General features: G+C 67.2%; 29 protein-coding genes. 2 read left to right on the top strand and 27 right to left on the bottom strand.

All coding sequences use genetic code 11. The annotated features are described in order from the left end of the window. Nucleotides 1–129: 129 nt before the first annotated feature. Complete coding sequence (locus MEICH_RS0108000; protein WP_027892169.1) at nt 130–1086, bottom strand: prohibitin family protein; 957 nt, start codon at nt 1084–1086, stop codon at nt 130–132. 64 nt (nt 1087–1150) lie between these two features. On the opposite strand from MEICH_RS0108000, the gene MEICH_RS0107995 reads away from it, so the two are divergent. Beyond that, a complete protein-coding gene (locus MEICH_RS0107995) occupies nt 1151–1558 on the top strand; it encodes a ketosteroid isomerase-related protein (protein ID WP_027892168.1) in 408 nt (135 codons plus the stop codon). Nucleotides 1559–1587: 29 nt separating this feature from the next. On the opposite strand, the gene MEICH_RS30130 is transcribed toward MEICH_RS0107995, so the two are convergent. Beyond that, on the bottom strand, nt 1588–2259 hold the full coding sequence (locus MEICH_RS30130; RefSeq protein WP_245587632.1) for a hypothetical protein: 672 nt from the start codon (nt 2257–2259) through the stop codon (nt 1588–1590). 66 nt (nt 2260–2325) lie between these two features. Here MEICH_RS30130 and MEICH_RS0107985 point away from each other — a divergent pair, with 66 nt between their 5' ends. Beyond that, the gene (locus tag MEICH_RS0107985) at nt 2326–2925 is read left to right on the top strand and encodes a GNAT family N-acetyltransferase (protein WP_036218458.1); all 600 of its coding nucleotides are present in this window, start codon (nt 2326–2328) and stop codon (nt 2923–2925) included. A gap of 353 nt (nt 2926–3278) precedes the next feature. Here the strand turns inward: MEICH_RS0107985 and MEICH_RS0107980 are convergent, their stop codons facing one another. The 25 genes from MEICH_RS0107980 to rplP all read right to left on the bottom strand — a co-directional run bounded on the left by MEICH_RS0107980 (nt 3279) and on the right by rplP (nt 17464). After that, entirely contained in the window at nt 3279–4445 is a 1167-nt protein-coding gene (locus MEICH_RS0107980) for a MalY/PatB family protein (protein ID WP_027892165.1), read from the bottom strand. 251 nt (nt 4446–4696) lie between these two features. Beyond that, nucleotides 4697–5632, bottom strand: coding sequence for a tRNA (guanine(46)-N(7))-methyltransferase TrmB (trmB, locus tag MEICH_RS0107975; protein WP_027892164.1), 936 nt, complete (start codon nt 5630–5632; stop codon nt 4697–4699). A gap of 83 nt (nt 5633–5715) precedes the next feature. Beyond that, the gene (locus MEICH_RS0107970) at nt 5716–6195 is read right to left on the bottom strand and encodes a bL17 family ribosomal protein (RefSeq protein ID WP_027892163.1); all 480 of its coding nucleotides are present in this window, start codon (nt 6193–6195) and stop codon (nt 5716–5718) included. 10 nt (nt 6196–6205) lie between these two features. Then, on the bottom strand, nt 6206–7183 hold the full coding sequence (locus MEICH_RS0107965; protein ID WP_027892162.1) for a DNA-directed RNA polymerase subunit alpha: 978 nt from the start codon (nt 7181–7183) through the stop codon (nt 6206–6208). Between the two features lie 74 nt (nt 7184–7257). After that, on the bottom strand, nt 7258–7875 hold the full coding sequence (rpsD, locus tag MEICH_RS0107960; RefSeq protein WP_027892161.1) for a 30S ribosomal protein S4: 618 nt from the start codon (nt 7873–7875) through the stop codon (nt 7258–7260). A 14-nt stretch (nt 7876–7889) separates the two neighbouring features. Continuing rightward, nucleotides 7890–8285 (bottom strand): 30S ribosomal protein S11, encoded by a 396-nt coding sequence (rpsK, locus tag MEICH_RS0107955; protein WP_027892160.1) that lies wholly within the window; start codon nt 8283–8285, stop codon nt 7890–7892. A gap of 215 nt (nt 8286–8500) precedes the next feature. Further along, a complete protein-coding gene (rpsM, locus tag MEICH_RS0107950) occupies nt 8501–8881 on the bottom strand; it encodes a 30S ribosomal protein S13 (protein ID WP_027892159.1) in 381 nt (126 codons plus the stop codon). A gap of 14 nt (nt 8882–8895) precedes the next feature. Then, nucleotides 8896–9009, bottom strand: coding sequence for a 50S ribosomal protein L36 (rpmJ, locus tag MEICH_RS0107945; RefSeq protein WP_027892158.1), 114 nt, complete (start codon nt 9007–9009; stop codon nt 8896–8898). Between the two features lie 17 nt (nt 9010–9026). After that, nucleotides 9027–9245: a translation initiation factor IF-1 gene (gene infA / locus MEICH_RS0107940; protein WP_026234799.1), complete on the bottom strand. Its 219-nt coding sequence runs from the start codon at nt 9243–9245 to the stop codon at nt 9027–9029. Nucleotides 9246–9267: 22 nt separating this feature from the next. Next, nucleotides 9268–10041 (bottom strand): type I methionyl aminopeptidase, encoded by a 774-nt coding sequence (gene map, locus MEICH_RS0107935; RefSeq protein ID WP_027892157.1) that lies wholly within the window; start codon nt 10039–10041, stop codon nt 9268–9270. Nucleotides 10042–10054: 13 nt separating this feature from the next. Continuing rightward, nucleotides 10055–10633, bottom strand: coding sequence for an adenylate kinase (locus MEICH_RS0107930; RefSeq protein ID WP_027892156.1), 579 nt, complete (start codon nt 10631–10633; stop codon nt 10055–10057). A gap of 97 nt (nt 10634–10730) precedes the next feature. Further along, complete coding sequence (gene secY / locus MEICH_RS0107925; protein WP_027892155.1) at nt 10731–12056, bottom strand: preprotein translocase subunit SecY; 1326 nt, start codon at nt 12054–12056, stop codon at nt 10731–10733. Between the two features lies 1 nt (nt 12057). Further along, nucleotides 12058–12534, bottom strand: coding sequence for a 50S ribosomal protein L15 (rplO, locus tag MEICH_RS0107920; RefSeq protein WP_027892154.1), 477 nt, complete (start codon nt 12532–12534; stop codon nt 12058–12060). Beyond that, on the bottom strand, nt 12534–12716 hold the full coding sequence (gene rpmD / locus MEICH_RS0107915; RefSeq protein ID WP_119315161.1) for a 50S ribosomal protein L30: 183 nt from the start codon (nt 12714–12716) through the stop codon (nt 12534–12536). Before rpmD ends, rplO begins: the two co-directional genes overlap by 1 nt. Then, nucleotides 12713–13186, bottom strand: a complete 474-nt coding sequence (rpsE, locus tag MEICH_RS0107910; RefSeq protein ID WP_027892152.1) for a 30S ribosomal protein S5 — start codon at nt 13184–13186, stop codon at nt 12713–12715. The genes rpmD and rpsE overlap by 4 nt, the downstream gene beginning before the upstream one ends. An 88-nt stretch (nt 13187–13274) precedes the next feature. After that, the gene (rplR, locus tag MEICH_RS0107905; protein WP_027892151.1) at nt 13275–13613 is read right to left on the bottom strand and encodes a 50S ribosomal protein L18; all 339 of its coding nucleotides are present in this window, start codon (nt 13611–13613) and stop codon (nt 13275–13277) included. Nucleotides 13614–13625: 12 nt separating this feature from the next. Further along, nucleotides 13626–14165 carry a 50S ribosomal protein L6 gene (gene rplF / locus MEICH_RS0107900; protein ID WP_027892150.1) on the bottom strand — a complete coding sequence of 180 codons (540 nt, stop codon included), beginning with the start codon at nt 14163–14165 and terminating at the stop codon, nt 13626–13628. 106 nt (nt 14166–14271) lie between these two features. Then, nucleotides 14272–14667, bottom strand: a complete 396-nt coding sequence (gene rpsH, locus MEICH_RS0107895; protein ID WP_027892149.1) for a 30S ribosomal protein S8 — start codon at nt 14665–14667, stop codon at nt 14272–14274. Between the two features lie 168 nt (nt 14668–14835). Further along, a complete protein-coding gene (gene rpsN, locus MEICH_RS0107890) occupies nt 14836–15105 on the bottom strand; it encodes a 30S ribosomal protein S14 (RefSeq protein ID WP_027892148.1) in 270 nt (89 codons plus the stop codon). A 16-nt stretch (nt 15106–15121) separates the two neighbouring features. Further along, complete coding sequence (gene rplE / locus MEICH_RS0107885; RefSeq protein WP_027892147.1) at nt 15122–15670, bottom strand: 50S ribosomal protein L5; 549 nt, start codon at nt 15668–15670, stop codon at nt 15122–15124. Nucleotide 15671: 1 nt separating this feature from the next. Then, nucleotides 15672–16061 carry a 50S ribosomal protein L24 gene (gene rplX / locus MEICH_RS0107880; RefSeq protein WP_027892146.1) on the bottom strand — a complete coding sequence of 130 codons (390 nt, stop codon included), beginning with the start codon at nt 16059–16061 and terminating at the stop codon, nt 15672–15674. Continuing rightward, on the bottom strand, nt 16061–16429 hold the full coding sequence (gene rplN, locus MEICH_RS0107875; RefSeq protein WP_018466899.1) for a 50S ribosomal protein L14: 369 nt from the start codon (nt 16427–16429) through the stop codon (nt 16061–16063). Before rplN ends, rplX begins: the two co-directional genes overlap by 1 nt. After that, nucleotides 16426–16719: a 30S ribosomal protein S17 gene (gene rpsQ / locus MEICH_RS0107870; RefSeq protein WP_027892145.1), complete on the bottom strand. Its 294-nt coding sequence runs from the start codon at nt 16717–16719 to the stop codon at nt 16426–16428. Before rpsQ ends, rplN begins: the two co-directional genes overlap by 4 nt. 144 nt (nt 16720–16863) lie before the next feature. Further along, entirely contained in the window at nt 16864–17061 is a 198-nt protein-coding gene (gene rpmC, locus MEICH_RS0107865; protein WP_119315157.1) for a 50S ribosomal protein L29, read from the bottom strand. Then, nucleotides 17039–17464, bottom strand: a complete 426-nt coding sequence (rplP, locus tag MEICH_RS0107860; protein WP_027892143.1) for a 50S ribosomal protein L16 — start codon at nt 17462–17464, stop codon at nt 17039–17041. The genes rpmC and rplP overlap by 23 nt, the downstream gene beginning before the upstream one ends. Nucleotides 17465–17571: the final 107 nt, after the last annotated feature.

The raw sequence follows: 17571 nt of genomic DNA, 5'->3' as shown, positions 1-17571 counted from the left end.
CAGCTCGTGGCCTGTGGTGTGGGGTGAAAAGAACACCCCTCCCCGCCGGTGGGGAGGGGCCCTGTCTTCAAAAGCGTTGAGCTATCGGCTATCGGCTATCGACGTTCAGCGTTCGGCCACCAGCACCCCTCACCGCGCCGGAGCCGCCCGGTTGAGCGTCTGCAGGTTCCGCAGGTCGAGCAGGAAGTTGCCGTCCGAGGGCAGCAGCACGGTGTTGATGCCGGGCGAGAGCTTCTCGGCCACGGTGAGCTGGATGACCTCGGGGGAGCGGCGCAGGGCCTCGCCGCGCAATTGGATGGCGCGGGCCTCGCCCTCGGCCTTGAGGATGGCCGCGTCGCGCTCGCCCTTGGCCTGTACCACCGCGCGCTGGGCGTCGATCTCGGCCTGGCGGCGGCGGTTCTCCGCGACCTGGACCTGCTGCTCGGCGGTCTGCTTCTCCTCGATGACCTTGGCGACCGACTGCGGGATGTCGATGCGGCGCAGCAGCACCGAGATCAGCTCGACGTGCTGGGCGTTCAGGTCCTCGGAGAGTTCACGGGTGACGGCGGCCTCGAGCTGGGTGCGCTGGGTGCTGATGAGGTCGGCGGCGTTGAACAAGCCCACCGCGTCGCGCACCTTGCTGCGGATCTGCGGCACCACCAGGGTGTCTACGTAGCCCGGCCCCACGTTCTGGTGCAGTTGGGCGGCCGCGCCGCGCTTGATGCGGTACTGCACGGTCACGTCCACCCCGATCTCCAAACCCTCCTTGCTGCGGGCGGTGATGGCTTCCTCGCTGGGGCCGGGCTGCCGCGTGCCCGGGGTGGGCACCGCCAGCGTCACCTCCTTGAGGCGAGCGTCGTAGAGCACCACGTTCTGGATGCCGGGGAGCACGATGCGGAATCCCTCGCCCAGCGGCGTGGACTGCACCCCGCCGAAGACGTTGAACACCACGCCCACGTGCCCGGCGGGGATCACCACGAAGCTCTGCGACAGCACGGCGACCCCCAGGCCGATGATGGCTACCAAGCCCCCCAGGCTGCGCCGCCCCGGTTGGACCAGCAGGACGATGCCAAGCAGCAGTAGGGCAATTCCGATCAGGGTTAGCATGATTTTCCTCCCTCGCCCCTCAGGATACGGGAGCCGGGGCGTTTGGCCCAGATAAACTAGTCCCGTGAACGCCACCCCCGCAGAAACGCTCTTGCGCGTGTACTACGACCGCTTCAACGCCCGCGACGTGGAGGGCTTCCTCCAGCTCTTGAGCAACGACGTGGTTCACGAGATCAGCCAGGGGCCCGTCGAGCGCGGCAAGGAGGCCTTCCGGGCCTTCCTCGAGCGCATGAACCGCTGCTACCTCGAGCGGGTCTACGACCTCGCCGTCATGGTCAGCGCCGACGGGCGCCGCGCCGCCGCGGAGTTCATGCTCGAGGGGGAGTACCTCGAGACCGACGGGAGCCTCCCCCCGGCCCGCGGCCAGAGGTACACCCTGCGGGTGGGGGCCTTCTTCGAAATCCGGGGCGGCAAGATCGCCCGCGTCTCCAACCACTACAACCTCCAGGACTGGATCCGGCAGGTCGCGTGAGCGCCGCCGGAGCCTGAGGGCAACCCCCGTCAGAAGCGGTAGGAGAGCGAGAGGCTGAACAGCGTGGTGCCCCTGGGGTTCACGAAGTACTCGTCGGGCGGGAGCAGGAAGACGGAGATCTCGGGCGAGACGCTGAAGCGGTCGCCGAAGCGGAGGTTGACGCCGATGGTCGCGCCGGGGTTGAAGCGGGGGCCGACGCACTCGAGGGGGCTGTTGTCGACGCTCTCGCAGAAGAAGTAGGTGTACAGGCGCGGCCCGACGTAGCCCTGCCCCGACTCCAGGGGGATGGGGAAGTAATAGCCCGCGTCCAGGCCGAGGCCGCCGCGGTTGTAGACCCGGTAGCGGTAGTCGGGGTAGCCGCCGTATTCGCCGTAGGTATCCCAACCCAGGCTCAGCGAGGCCGCCAGGTTGCCCTGCACGAACGAGCCGCGGGCGAACACCCCCGAGCGCGGCGGCACCTTGAGCTCGAAGCCGAAGGGGCCGTCGGTGACCTCGAAGCCCAGCCCGACCGAGTCGAGCTTGATGCCCAGGGCCGTCCCCTCGGGCTTGGACACCCGCGCCGAGGCCGAGGTCGGCAGGAAGGCCGGGATCGCGGGCCCGTACCCCGGCCCGCCCGGCGCCGGGGTGACCGACGAGGGCGCGCACGCGGAAAGCAGCAACAGGCCACAGCCGATAAGCACGTCGCGGGATAATATTCTCATGCTCTGACAGTAGCACGCTTGCCGGAGCAATTCCATCCCAGCATGCCCGCAGGCCCAGGAGTTCCGATGCTAAAGGTTCAGGTTTTGAGCGGGAGCGAGTCCATAGGATTCATCCCCGAGCTGGCCCGGCTGCGCATCGAGGTGTTCCGCGAGTTCCCCTACCTCTACGCGGGGAGCCTCGAGTACGAGCAGCGCTACCTAAAGAAGTTCCTCCACCTCCCCGAGAGCACCCTCGTCGTCGTGCAGGACGCGGACCGGGTGGTGGGGGCTTCCACCGCCCTCCCTTTGGCCCAGGCCGAGGCCGAGTTCCAGGAGCCCTTCCGGGAGGCCGGGCTCGAGCCCGCCGAGTGGTACTACTTCGGGGAGAGCGTGCTCGAGCGCCCCTACCGGGGCCGGGGCTTAGGGGTGGAGTTCTTCAAGCAGCGCGAGGCGCGGGCCAGGGCGCTGGGCTACGCCAACACCACCTTCTGCGCGGTGGCGCGCCCCGAGAACCACCCCCTCCGCCCCCCCGACTACCGCCCGCTCGACGCCTTCTGGGAGCGCCAGGGTTACCGCAAGCGCCCCGACCTCCTCGCCCACTTTAGCTGGCAGGACCTGGACGAGGCCCAGGAGAGCCCCAAGCCGATGGTGTTCTGGGTCAAGGGCTTGGAGGGCGCCGGACGCTGATAGCTGATGGCCAAACGTCGATAGTCGATAGCCAAACGCAAGACGCTGAACACCCCTCCCTCCGACCGGAGGGAGGGGAAGGGGTTGGGAAAGCTGATAGCTGAGGGCTGAGAGCTTATACCGGATTCAAAAAGATAATCATCCGATCCGAAGAGCCCGGAGGCTATCTTTTTGAATCCTAGAGCACTCCCTTCGGTCGGGTTGGTCCGTCACCGAACGGTGACGGACCAACCGAATCTGGTATTACCGCTTCCCCATGCCCACCACTACAACCAGCGTATTGCGTTTGGCGTTTGGCGTTTGGCGTTTGGCGTACGGCGTACGACCCGCGCCCGGCGTCCGGCTATGAGCTATCAGCTATCGACCATCGACATCTTCAGCGCCGACGCCAGGCGCTCGAGCGCCTCCTGCAACAGCGGGCGGCTGGTGGCGAAGTTGAGCCGCAGGTAGCCCTTGAAGCCCTCCCCGAAGATCGCGCCGTCGTTGAGGCCCACCCTGGCCTGCTCGAGCGCGAAGGCGTGGGGGTCCTCGAGGCCCAGCGCCCGGAAGTCGAGCCAGGCGAGGTAGGTAGCCTCGGGCGGGGTGTAGCGCACCTCGGGGAGGCGCTCGGCGAGGAAGCGGGTCAGGAAGTCGCGGTTGGCCTTGAGGTAGGCCAGGGTCTGCTCGAGCCAGGGCTGGCCGTGCCGCAGGGCACCGAGCCAGGCGGCCATGGAGAGCACGTTGGGGTGGCCGCCGATGCCCAGGCTGACCTTCTGCATGCGGGCCAGGATCTCCTTGTTGTGGCTGATGGCGACCCCGCCCCCCAGCCCGGCGGTGTTGAAGGCCTTGCAGGGGCCGGTGAGCGTGACGGTGCGCTGGGCGACCTCCTCCGAGAGCGAGGCGAAGGGGACGTGCTGCCCCTCGTAGATCAGGTCGGACCACAGCTCATCGACCATGACCCACAGGCGGTGCCGGAGGGCGAACTCGGCCAGCTTCTCCAGCTCAGCCCGGGTGAACACGCGCCCGGTGGGGTTCTGCGGGTTGCACAGCATCAGCATCCGGGTGCCCGGGGTCACGAGGGACTCGAGCTGCTCGAAGTCGATCTCCCAGCGGGTCTCCCCCGGCTGCATGGGGTTGACCCGGGTGACCCGGTTGAACTCCTTCAGCGCGATCAGGAAGGGGTGATAGACCGGCACCTGCGTGATCACCTCGTCGCCCGGGCTGCTCAGCGCCAGGATGCTGGCGCAGATGCCCGGCACCACGCTGCTGGTGAGCCACAGGTTCTCAGGCTGCAAGCCCTTCAGCCCCAACCGCTCCTGCTTCTCGATGATCGCCTCGAGCAACTCGGGGTCGCCCGCACCCTGCGGATAACCGATGCGCCGGGAAAGCCTCTCCCGGATGGCCTCTAAGATGGGCTCGGCAACGGGATAATCCATGTCGGCCACCCAAAGGGGCAGCACGTCTTCAGGAAAAAGGCTCCACTTCACCGAGTGGGAGCCTTTTACTTCCTCGAGGTTCAGCTCGTCGAACGGGTGCGGCATGGGGATAGCTTATTGCATGTGGGTGGTCGATGGTCGATAGCCGGGCGCCGGGCGCGGGTCGTACGTCCTACGCCGTACGCAATACGCAATACGCCAAACGCAAGACGCAAAACGCAAAACGCCCCTTCTTTACCCCCCTTAGCAAGGGGGGTTAGGGGGGATAAACCCTCCCCGCGTGCGGGGAGGGACGGGGTGGGGTCCACCACAGGCCAGGAGCCACGGGCCTTCCGCTGATAGCTGACCGCTCAGCCTCAATACGAGCGCTGCACCGTCTCCAACCCCTGCCCCTCGAGCCAGCCGACCAGCCAGGCCACCGCCTGCTGGACCCCCTTCGTGACCAGGGGGGCGCCGAAGCGGCTGATGCCGACGTAGAGGCCGCGGGCGCTGGGGCGGGCCTCGAGCAGGACGTCCTGGGTGAGGTCTTCCTCCTCGACGTGGGTGAGGAAGAAGTAGCCGCCGCCGAGGTCGCGGGTGGCCTCGAGCAGCACGGCGGTGCCGCCGTCGAAGCGGATGATCTGCTTGTCGAAGGACGTGAGTTCGGGCAGGGTGCCGCTCATCAGGGCGTGGGCCATCTCAAACCTCTCGAGCACGGGCCAGGGCTGGGGGTCTTCGCCGGTCTTGGTGAAGACCGCGTGGTAGAAGTCGCGGCCCTGTTCCTTCCACTTCAGGGCGTACTTGGTCTGCAGGTGGTGTTCGGGCGGGGGCGGGGTTTCGACGGCGAAGAGGCCGCTGGCGCGGGCCTCGGCCTGGGCGAACCGCCAGTACTCCTCGTGGTCGGTGGTGAGGAGCAGGGCGCCGCCTCCCGCGAGCCGGGTGGAGAGGCGGCGGAAGAAGGAGCGTTGCAGCAGGCGGTTCTCCTCGTGCTTGGCCTTGGGCCAGGGGTCGGGGAAGTTGACGTAGACCCGGCTCAGGCTGCGCGGGGCGACGAGGTTGCGCAGGGCAAAGGCTGCCTCGCCGTGGTAGAGCCGCACGCTGGTCACGCCCTCCCGCCGCATGCGCTTGAGGGCGCGCGCCACGCTGGCCGCCGAGACCTCCACGCCCAGGATGTTCCACCCCGGGTGGCGGCGGGCGATCTCGGCGGTGAAGCGGCCGTCGCCGTGGCCGACCTCGAGCACCAGCTCCCCCTCCCGGCCCCAGACCTCGGCGGGGGAAAGGGGAAAATTCAGGGTTCCGGGACGTAACAGCAACACGCTTTCACCTTCGGAGCGAAAAAAACGCCAAAGGTTTTCGGCCTTCGGCGTTGGATGTTGAACGTCGGGCGCTGGGCGGATCAGTCCACCAGCTCCACGAGCGCGAGCTGGGTGCCGTCGCCGCGGCGGCGCTCGGCCAGCTTGAGCACGCGGGTGTAGCCGCCCGGGCGGGAGGCGTACTTGGGGGCGATCTCGTCGAAGAGCTTGCGCACGAGCTTGGGGTCGTGCAGGTCGCGCAGCAGCAGGCGGCGCAGGTGGTTGCGCTGCGAGACGGCCTTGAGTTCCTCGGGGGTGGCCATGCGCTCGCCTTCCTTCAGGGCGCGGGGCTTGCCGTCCTTGTCGAGGGGCTTGGTGAAGCGCACGCCCTCGGGGACGCTGACGGTGGGCGCCTTCTTGGCGGTGTTGATCAGGCCGTCGACGAAACCGACGAGTTCCTTGGCCTTGGGGATGGTGGTGGTGATGCGGCCGTGCTCGAGCAGCGCCTTGGCCTGGTTGCGCGCCAGGGCCACGCGGTGCGAGGAGCTGCGGTTGAGCTTCCGTCCGGACTTCAGGTGACGCATGTTCTGACTCCTACTCTTTGAGGTCGAGCCCGTGTTGCATCAGCACCGCCTTGATCTCGTCGAGGCTGCGGTCGCCGATGCCGGGCACTTTCTTGAGTTCGCGCTCGGAGAGGGCCAGCAGGCTCTCCACCGACTCGATGCCTTCTTCCTTGAGGTTGTGCAGCACGCGGGTGGTGAGGCCCAGCTCGTCGAGGGTCAGGCCGGTGGAGGCCACCGCCGGCTTGCTGGGAACGCCCACCTCGCGGGCGGGGGGGGCGAAGCTCGAGCTGCTGAGCGAGGGGGTCACGGGCTTCTCCTGCGCGCGGATCACCGGGGACTGGTCGAAGAAGCCGAGCTGCTCGCGCAGGATCCCCACCGCCTGCTGGAGGACTTCCATGGGGGAGACCGAACCGTCGGTCCACACCCGCAGGGTGAGCTTGTCCAGGTCGGTGCGCTGGCCCAGGCGGGTGTCCTCAACCTGGTAGGCCACGCGCCGCACGGGCGAGTAGTGCGCGTCCACGGGGATCGAGGAGATGCGGTCCTTGATGCCGTGGCGCTCGGCGGGCACGTAGCCCACGCCCTCGTCCACGCGCACCTCGAGCACCAGCTTGGCCCCCGCGCCCAGCGTCGCGATGTAGAGGTCGGGGTTGACGATCTCGGCGTCGGAGGGCACCTCGAGGTCGCGGGCGTACACCTCGCGCGGCCCCTGGGCGCGCAGGGTGAGGGTCTTGGTGCCGGGGGTGTGGAACTTCACCACCAGCTCCTTGAGGTTGAGGATGAGCTGGACGACGTCCTCCTTGACGCCGTTGATGGTGGAGAATTCGTGCAGCACGTCCTCGATGTAGACGCTGGTGACGGCGGTGCCGGGGATCGAGGACAGCAGAATGCGCCGCAGCGGGTTCCCGAGGGTCACGCCAAAGCCCCGCTCCAGGGGCTCGAGCACGAACTCGCCGTAGTTCCCGTCAATTCGGGCGTTGAACACCGGAGCTTTGGTCTTGGTGGTTTCCAAAGTTTCCTCCTACGGAGGCGTCTGGGGTCTGGGGCATCCTCAGTCCGAGGCTCCGACCCCAGACACCCGACGCTTTACCTCGAGTAGAACTCGATCACGAGCTGCTCGTTGACCGGGATGGAGAGGGCCTCGCGCTCGGGGACGCGCAGGAAGCGGCCCTTCATGGTCTCGGGGTTGAACTCGACCCAGGGGAAGGACTTGCGGCCCTTGAAGCGCTCGACGTTGGCCTGGATGAAGGCCAGCTTCTTGCCCTTCTCGCTCACGGCGATCTCGTCGCCCTGCTGCACGCGGTAGCCGGGCAGGTCCACCTTCTTGCCGTTGACCAGGATGTGGCCGTGGCGCACGAACTGGCGGGCCTGGCGGCGGGTGGAGGCGATGCCCATGCGGAAGACGACGTTGTCGAGGCGGGACTCGAGGAGCTGGAGGAAGATGGTGCCGGTGACGCCCTTCTTGCGGCTGGCCTCCTCGAAGAGGTTGCGGAACTGGCGCTCGCCGACCTCGTAGATGAAGCGCAGCTTCTGCTTCTCACGCAGGCGCACCGCGTAGTCGGAGGGGCGGCGGGTCTTCTTCTGCCCGTGCTGGCCGGGCGAGTAGGGGCGGCGGTCGAGGTACTTCTGTACCTTCTCGGTTTCGGCTATGTTGATGCCCAGCCGGCGGGCGACTTTGACAACAGGACCAGCGTAACGACCCATCGTTCAATCACTCCTTAAGCAATCTTGCGGAACTTCTTGCGCGGGCGGCAGCCGTTGTGGGGGGCGGGGGTGTCGTCGACGATGGAGCGCACCTGGATCCCCGAAGCCTGCAGGGCGCGGATGGCCTGCTCGCGGCCCGCGCCGGTGCCGCGCACCACCACGTCCACGCTGGTCATGCCGAAGCCCTGGGCCTTCTTGGCGGCGTCCATGGCGGCGAGCTGGGCGGCGTAGGGGGTGCCCTTGCGGCTGCCCTTGTAGCCGATCACCCCGCCCGACGACCAGGTCACGGGGTTGCCGTCGGCGTCGGTGATGGTGACGATGGTGTTGTTGTAGGAGGCGTGGATGAACGCCCGCCCACTGGTCACGTGACGCTTGACTTTCTTCTTGGTTGCCTTCTTCGGTGCGGCCATACTCTCCTCGGTTGCACCCACGTTGAGCGAGTTCTTCCGCTGGGGGTTACTGCGACTTGGGTGCGCCTGGTCGCGCCCGGGGCGGAAACCCCGAAACCGGGGGCTCAACGCTAGCTAGGAGTCTCTGCTGGCCCAAAGTGGGACTTCATTCCAGCTTTGTACTTCCTAATTGCCTCGCCTCCAAAACCCCAAGCGGGTCCCGGAAGCCCTGACGGTTACTTGCGCGGGGCCTTCTTCTTGCCGGCCACGGTCTTGCGCGGGCCCTTGCGGGTGCGGGCGTTGGTGCGGGTGCGCTGGCCGCGCACGGGCAGACCGCGGCGGTGACGCAGGCCGCGGAAGCAGCCGATGTCCATGAGGCGCTTGATGTTGCCCGCGACCTCGGCGCGCAGCTCGCCCTCGGTCTTGTAGCTGTTCTCGATGTGCTCGCGCAGCTTGGCCACGTCGGCCTCGCTGAGGTCCTTCACGCGCACCGAGGGGTCGATCTGGGTGGCCTCGAGGGCTTCCTTCGCGCGGTGGGGGCCCACGCCGTAGATGTAGGTGAGGGCGATGTCCACGCGCTTGTTGCGGGGGATTTCGACGCCTGCAATACGAGCCATTCCTCTTCTCTCCTTTAACCTTGCCGCTGCTTGTGCTTGGGCTCCTCGCAGATCACGAAGACCCGACCGTGGCGCTTCACGATCTTGCACTTGTCGCAGATTTTCTTGACCGACGCTCTGACCTTCATGCTCTCTCCTCCGTGGGCTACTTCCTGTAAACGATCCTGCCCCGGCTCGGGTCGTAGGGGGTGACCTCGACCACCACCCGGTCGCCCGGCAGGATGCGGATGTAGTTCATGCGCATCTTGCCCGAGATGTAGCACAGGATTTCGGGGCCGCTGTCGAGCTGAACCCTAAAGGTGGTGTTGGGCAGGGCCTCCGAGATGACCCCTTCCATCCGAATCGTGTCTTTGTCCTTCGCCAAGCGCCTCTCCTTCCCCTCACCCTCAGCGTGCCGCAACCGACCGCGGGCTCCCGGTGAGGAGCCTTGGGCCGGCCTCGGTGATCGCTACGGTGTTTTCATAGTGGGCGGCCAGGTTGCCCTTGCCGGCGCTGGCCGTCCAACCATCCTCCAATATTACCACCTTGGCCGGGAATTGCGTAACCATTGGCTCGAAGGCCAGGGTCATGCCCGGGCGCAGCTTGGGGCCCTGCCCGGCCTTGCCGAAGTTGGGCACCTGGGGGTCTTCGTGCATCGAACGGCCCACGCCGTGGCCCACCATCTCGCGCACCACCCAGAAGCCGTGGCCCTCGACGTACTGCTGCACGGTGGCCGCCACGTCGCCGGTGCGGTTGCCCGCCTTCATGACCTCGAGCCCCGCCCAGAAGGCCTCCTCGGTGACGCGGATGAGCTTCTCGGCCTCGGGCGAGACCTTGCCGATGGCGTAGGTGCGGGCCATGTCGGTGGTGAAGCCCTGGTAGGTGAAGGCGAAGTCCACCTTGAGCACGTCGCCTTCCTTCAGCGGGCGCTTGCCGGGGAAGCCGTGGACCACCACCTCGTTGAGCGACATGCAGGTGGCGAAGGGGTAGGTGCCCTGGTAGCCCATCTGCGGGGCCACCCCGCCGCGCTCCTTGATGGCCCGGGCGACGAACTGCTCGAGCTCCAGGGTGGTCACGCCGGGGCGGATCAGGGGCTCGAGCTCGGCGAAGATCTCGGTGTGCAGCCGGCCAGTCTCGGCCATGCGCTCGAGCTCCCAGGGGCTTTTGATCACGATCGCCACGCCGCCGTCTCCTTCAGTGCAGGCGCCCGTTGTTCAGGGCGCTCTGGATGCGGGCCCACACCTCGTCCATGCTGCCCAGGCCGTCGATGGCCTTGAGGCTGCCGGTGCGGGCGTAGTACTCGACCAGGGGTTGGGTCTTCTCCTCGTACACCGCCAGGCGGTTGCGGATGGTGGCCTCGTTGTCGTCGGAGCGCCCCTCGGCCTCGGCACGGCCCAGCAGGCGCTTGATGAGCTCCTCGCGCGGCACGTCCACCAGCAGCACACCGCGCAGCTCGACGCCCAGCTCCTTCAGCAGCCGGTCCAGGGCCTCGGCCTGGGCGTAGGTGCGCGGGAAGCCGTCGAAGATGATCCTGGGGGTGGGCATGGCGGCGATCTCTTCCTTGACGAGCTCGAGGATCAGGTCGTCGGGCACCAGATCGCCCCGGTCCAGGATCGGCCCGACCTTCCGGCCCAGCTCGGTGTCGCGGGCGATGTGGCTGCGCAGGATATCGCCGGTGGAGAGCTGGCGGTAGCCCTTCTCGGCAGCCAGACGTTTGGCCTGGGTGCCTTTTCCGGCCCCAGGCGGTCCCAGGAAGATAACCGCTTCGCCCATAGTGAATGTTCCCCTGAAAAGTGTGCGGCCTCCGGTCTTCCCCGAGCTCGTGCCCCGGGGCCCCCGGCGGCGGACTACACGCCCGCCGCCGGGAGACTCAGAAGCGCGAGCCGGTGCGGCCGCGGATGCGGCCTTTGGACAAGAAGCCTTCGTAGTTGCGCAGCATGAGCTGCGACTCGATCTGGCGCAGGGTGTCGAGCGCCACCCCGACCACGATCAGCAGGCTGATCCCCGAGAAGGCCACCAGGCTGAAGCCCGTGGCCTGCAGCACCAGGGTGGGGATGGCCGCGACCGCCGCCAGGAACAGCGCCCCCCACAGCGTCAGGCGCGAGACGATGTGCTCGAGGAACTTGACGGTGGGGTCGCCCGGGCGGATGCCGGGGATGAAGCCGCCGTACTCGCGCAGGTTCTCGGCGATGCGCCGGGGGTCGAACTGCACGGCGGTGTAGATGTAGGTGAAGCCGAAGATCAGCAGCACCTCGATGACGAGCCCGGAGAGGTTGGTGGGGTTGAAGAAGTTGGCGATGGACTGGGCCACCTGGCTCTGGGTGAAGGAGCCGGCGATGAACAAGGGCACCTGCAGCAGCGCGGCGGCGAACACGATGGGGATGACCCCCGCCGCGTTGACCTTGACCGGGATGTAGGTGGCCTGCCCGCCGTAGACCCGCCGCCCCACCTGCTTGCGGGCGTACTGCACGGGGATGCGGCGCTCGGCCTGGGTGATGGTCGCCATGAAGGCGAAGGCCGCGACCAGGAAGGCGATGAAGAGGATCAGCGCGATGAGGTTGGACTGCCCGGCGCCCACCAGACCGGCGGTCTGGGCGATGGACAGCGGCCAGCCCGCGATGATGCCCGCGAAGATGATCATGCTGGTGCCGTTGCCCACCCCGTACTCGGTGATGCGCTCGGCCATCCACAGCACCAGCGCGATCCCCGCGACCTGGGTCACCACCACGATGAAGTGGAAGAAGAAGTTGGGCTCCCAGCCGGGCAGCAGGAACTGCCCGTTGTTGGAGGAGAGGAAGGCGGTGGAAAGGAACAGCGCCTGCACGCCGCCCAGCGCCACGCCCGCGTAGCGGGTGTAGCGGTTGATGATGCGGCGGCCCTCCTCGCCCTCCTTCTGCAGCTTCTCGAGCGCCGGCACCACCGTGACCAGGAGGTTCATGATGATCGAGGCGGTGATGTAGGGCATGATGCCCAGCGCGAAGATGGAGAACTGCTCGAAGTTGGAGCCCGAGAAGAGGTTGATGATGCCCAGCGCCCCCCCGGCCTGGGTGCCCAGGTACTCCTTGATCTTGGTGTAGTCCACGCCGGGGGTGGGGATGAAGGCGCACAGGCGGTAGGCCGCCAGCACCATCAAGGTGAAGATGATCCGGGCGCGAAGCTCGGGGATGAAGAGGGCATCCCGAAAAGCCCGGAGCATGTTAGGCTCCCTCGCTGTTGCCCTCGAGGGCGATGGCCTCACCCCCGGCGGCCTTGATCTTCTCGGCCGCGGCGGCGGAGAACTTGTGGGCCGTCACCTTCAGGGCGGTGCCGATCTCGCCGTTGGCGAGCACCTTCACCGGGTAGCCGGGGCGCACCAGCCCGGCGTCGGCCAGGGCCTCGGGGGTGACTTCGCCCTGGGTAAAGGCCTTGGCGATGGCGCCGACGTTGACCACCTGGTACTCCACGCGCTTGATCTCGCCGGGCACCTGGCCGCTCATGCCGCGCTTGGGCAGCCGCATGAGCAGGGTCGAGCGCCCGCCCTCGAAGCGGTTGGAGTTCTTCAGGCCGCCCGAGCGGGACTTCTGGCCCTTGTGGCCGCGCCCGGCGGTCTTGCCGTGGCCGGAGCCGGGGCCGCGGGCGACGCGCTTGCGCTTCTTGTTGGCCCCCGGGTTGGGGCGCAGGTCGGAGAGTTTCATTACTTGGCCTCCTCAACAGTGACCAGGTGGGCGACCTTGGCGATCTGGCCCCGCACGGCGGGGTTGTCGGCCAGCTCGCGCACCCGGTGCATCTTGGTCAGGCCCAGGGCCTTGAGGGCGGCCTTCTGGTCCTTGGGGTAGCCGATGGGGCTCTTGGTCAGCTTGACGCGGATCGCCATCAGGCCACCTCCTCCTTGCGCAGGCGCTTGACGTCCTGCCAGGTCTGGAGCTGGCGCAGCGCCTCCATGGTGGCGTAGGCGATGTTGACGGGGTTGCGCGAGCCCAGCTCCTTGGTGAGCACGTCGGTGACGCCGGCGAGCTCGAGGATGGCGCGGGGCACCATGCCTGCGATCACGCCGGTGCCGGGGGCCGCCGGGCGCAGCAGGATGGTGGAGGAGCCGTGGGTCACCTGGATCTCGTGGGGGATGGTGCCGCCCTGCAGGGGGACCTCGACCAGCGAGCGACGGGCGTAGTTCTGGGCCTTCTGCACCGCGATGGGCACTTCCTTGGCCTTGCCCAGGCCCAGGCCCACCCGGCCCTGGCGGTCGCCCACCACGACCAGCGCCCCGAAGCGGAAGCGGCGGCCGCCCTGGTAGGTCTTGGCGGTGCGGCGTACCACGATCATTTTTTCTTCGAAATCGGTCTCGGGCATTATCTGCTCCTTCAGCGCGTCGGGTGTCGAGGGTCTGGGGTCTAGCGCCTTCCGTCGGCCGTTAACCCTGGACGCTCGACCCTCGGCGTTAGAACTCCAAACCGCCCTCGCGGGCGCCGTCGGCCAGCGCCTTGACCCGGCCGTGGTACTTGTAAGCGCCGCGGTCGAAGACCACCTGGGTGATGCCTTTCTCCTTGGCGGCCTTGGCGAGGGCCTCGCCCACCTTCTTGGCCACCTCGGTCTTGTTGCCGGTGAGGCCCAGGGCCTTGCTCGAGGCCGAGGCCAGGGTCACGCCCTTGGAGTCGTCGATGATCTGCGCGTAGATGTGCTGGAGGCTGCGGAAGACCGACAGGCGGAGCCGTCCCGAAGCCTTGACCGCATTGCGCACGCGGAACTTGCGGCGATCAGCAGTGGAGAGTTTGGACATGGCTCATCCTCCTTACTTGGTGCCGGTCTTGCCGGGCTTGAGCTTGATGGGCTCGTCGGCGTAGTAGATGCCCTTCTCGTGGTAGGCGCTGGGCTTGCGGATCGAGCGCAGGTTGGCCGCAGTCTGGCCCACGAGCTGCTTGTCGATGCCGCGGATGACCACCTTGGTGGGCTCGGGCACCTCGAAGGTGATGCCCTGCGGGGGCTCGACGACCACCGGGTGGCTGTAGCCGACGGTGAGCTCGAGGTTCTTGCCGGCGAGCTTGGCGCGGTAACCGATGCCCTTGATCAGCATCTCGCGGCTGTAGCCCTCGGCCACGCCCTTGACCGCGTTGGCGATGAGGGTGCGGGTGAGGCCGTGCAGGCTCCTGTGGCGGCGCTGGTCGGTGGGGCGCTCGACCTTGACGCTGCCGTCTGCGACGCTCACCTTGAGCTCGGGGTCGACGGCAACGGTGTTCTCGCCCTTGGGGCCCTTGACCTTGACGTTGGCATAGGCCACTTCCACGGTCACGCCCTTGGGCAGGGGGATGGCTTGTTTACCAATTCGAGACATGGCTTTTATTTCTCCTTCTGGGGGCCCCCGAACAAGCGCGACGGTCTCGTTCGGCAGTTGGTGTCAACTTCGGGCCGGCCCCAAATCAGCTGGTTTGGGGTCTCGATTACCACACCTCGCAGATGATTTCGCCGCCCACGCCCAGCCTGCGGGCTTCGCGGTCCACGAGCACACCCTTGGAGGTCGAGATGATGGCCGTGCCCAGGCCCTTGCGCACCACGGGCACGTTCTCGGCGTTGACGTAGACGCGCCGGCCGGGGCGGCTGACGCGCTGGATGTGCTGGATGACCTTCTCACGGCGGGGGCCGTACTTGAGGATCAGGCGCAGGTAGGGCTTGCCCTCGACCTCGACGCGCTCGAGGCCCTTGAGGTAGCCCTCGCGCACCAGGAGCTGGGCGATCTGCTCCTTGAACTTCGAAGCAGGCACCTCCACGCTCTCCTTGTGGACCGTCAGACCGTTGCGGATCCGGGTCAACATGTCGGCAATAGGATCGCTGTACATTCTTCCTCTCCTCTTACACCCCGAGCGGAGCTTGTCTTGGCGGGTCTGCCCCGCAAGTCAGGTCTTGAGCCGTTTGCGCTCAACCGTGCGACTTGGGTAACCCCTCCGGCTCGTGGGCTTGGTTGGCCTGCGGTTTCGGAGCAAAGCCTCCGACCGGCCAGACCACCTTTACCAGCTAGCCTTCTTCACGCCGGGCAGGAGCCCCCTGTGGGCCATCTCCCGCAGCTGGATGCGGCTGATGCCGAAGTAGCGGATGTAGCCCTTGGCCCGGCCGGTGAACGCGCAGCGGTTCTTGTGGCGGGTGGGGCTGGCGTCGCGGGGCAGCTCGGCCAGCGCGGCCCAGTCCCCGGCGGCCTTGAGCGCGGCCCGCTTGGCGGCGTACTTGGCGACGGTCTTCTGCTTGCGCTTCATCTTCTCGACTTGCGATTTCTTCGCCATTAACTCACCTCCTCTCTCACTTGCGGAACGGGAAGCCCAGCAGCTCGAGCAGCGCCCGCGCCTCTTCGTCGGTCTTGGCGGTGGTCACGACGGCGATGTCCATGCCGCGCACGGCGTCGACCATGTCGAAGGTGATCTCGGGGAAAATCGCCTGTTCGCGCAGCCCCAGGTTGTAGTTGCCGCGCCCGTCGAAGCCGCCCGGGTTGATGCCGCGGAAGTCGCGGATGCGGGGCAGGCCGACGGTGAGGAGCTTCTCGAGGAAGATCCACATGCGGTCGTTGCGCAGCGTCACCCGCAGGCCGATGGGCATGCCCTGGCGCAGCTTGAAGTTGGAGATCGACTTCTTGGCGCGGGTGATGGCCGGCTTCTGGCCGGTGATGAGCGCGAGCTCCTGCCCGGCCTTCTCCAGGATGCGGCTGTCCTCCTTGGCTTCGCCCAGGGCCTGGTTGACCACGACCTTCACCAGGCGCGGCACCGCCATCACGTTGTCGTAGCCGAAGCGCTTCATCAGCTCGGGGACGACCTCGGTCTTGTACTTGTTGCGCAGGTAAACCTCGAGCGCCATCTCACTTCTCCTTCACGTCCAAGGCGCCCCCGCAGCTCACGCACACGCGGACGCGGCGGGTCTTGCCGTTCTCGGTGACTTCCTTCTTGCGCACGCGGGTGGGCTTGCCGCAGCTCGGGCAGACCGGCATCACCTTGGAGACGTGCAGCGGGCCTTCCTTCTCCACGAAGCCGCCCTGGGGGTTGCGGGGGTTGGGGCGCACGGCGCGCTTGATGATGTTGATCCCCTCCACCACCACGGTCTGTTCCTTGGGGTTGACCGCCAGCACCTTGCCGGTCTTGCCCTTGATGCCGGGCTTGAACTCGCCGGTCTTGGGGTCGGTGCGGTCCTTGCTGCCGGAGATCACCAGGACGGTGTCCCCCTTCTTCACATGAAGCTTGGCCTTTTCCATCACAGCACCTCGGGGGCCAAGGAGACGATCTTCATGAAGCCGCGCTCGCGCAGCTCACGGGCCACCGGGCCGAACACGCGCGTGCCGCGGGGCTCGTTCTGGTTGTTGATGATCACGGCAGCGTTGGTGTCGAAGCGGATGGTGCTGCCGTCGGCGCGGCGGATCTCCTTGGCGGTGCGCACCACCACGGCCTTGACCACCTCGCCCTCCTTGACCATGCCGCGCGGGATGGCCTCCTTGACCGAAGCCACGATGATGTCGCCCACGCTGGCGTACTTGCGGTTGGAGCCCCCCATGATGCGGATGGCCGCGATCTTGCGGGCTCCGGTGTTGTCGGCTACGTCGAGTACGGTCTCGTTCTGGATCATGCCTTACCACGCTCCTTGCGCAGCAGGTAACGCTCGATCAGGTCCATCCGGCCTTCCTCGACCTTCTTGACCACGGTGAAGCGCTTGCGGGCCGACATCGGGCGGGACTCCCGGATCTCGACCACGTCGCCCAGCTTGTACTCGCCCTTTTCGTCGTGGGCGAGGTACTTCTTGGAGCGCTTGATCACCTTGCCGTAAATGGGGTGGGGGAACTGGCGCTCCACCAGGACAGCGACGGTCTTCTCCATCTTGTCGCTGACCACCACGCCGGTCAGGCTTTTCTTCGGCATCCTCGATCTTCTCCTTTATTTCAAGAGCCACAGGCCGCACTCTGCCCTGCAGGAAAGGGGCGACCCAAGCAGTCCAAATGGCGAGTATACACCAACGCTGCCTGGCCGCCAAGGGCCGCGCCCCCGCTGGGCGGGGGCCGCGAGCTACTTCTGCTTCTCCGTCAGGACGGTGAGGAGCCGGGCGATCTCGCGCTTGGTCTCCCGCACGCGGTGGTTCTTGTCGAGCTGGCCGATGGAAGCCTGGAAGCGCAGCTCCATGAGCTCCTTCTTGCGGGCGGCCACCTCCTTCTGCAGGTCGGCCACCGAGAGCTTGCGGATCTCACTGAGCTTCATCGTAGGCATCGCGTCTCACCACCTTCGTCAGCACCGGGAGCTTATGGCCGGCCAGGCGCAGCGCCTCGCGGGCCTGCTCCTCGGTCACGCCCGCCACCTCGAACATCACCCGGCCGGGCTTGACCACGGCCACGTAGCCTTCGACGTTACCCTTACCCTTACCCATTCGGACTTCCAGGGGCTTCTTGGTGAAGGGCTTGTCGGGGAAGATGCGGATGAAGATCTTCCCGCCGCGGCGGAAGTGGCGCACCATGGCCACACGGGCGGCTTCGATCTGCTGGGCGGTGATCCACCCGGGTTCGGTGGTCACCAGGCCCCACTCGCCGAAGGCCACGTAGTCGCCGCCCTTGGCGGCCCCGGCCATGCGGCCGCGGTGGGCCTTGCGGTACTTCATGCGCTTGGGCATCAGCATGGCTTATTCACCCCCCTCACGGGTGCCACCCCCGCTGCGGCGCACGGCCGAGCGGCGGCGGGGACGGCCGTCTTCGCGGTCGCGGCGGGGCGCGGCGAGATCGGAAG

The organism is Calidithermus chliarophilus DSM 9957, from assembly GCF_000430045.1.
GTDB classification, from domain to species: domain Bacteria; phylum Deinococcota; class Deinococci; order Deinococcales; family Thermaceae; genus Calidithermus; species Calidithermus chliarophilus.
Note: the sequence above shows the minus strand (reverse complement) of the source record. Positions and strands in the feature narration are given on the sequence as shown.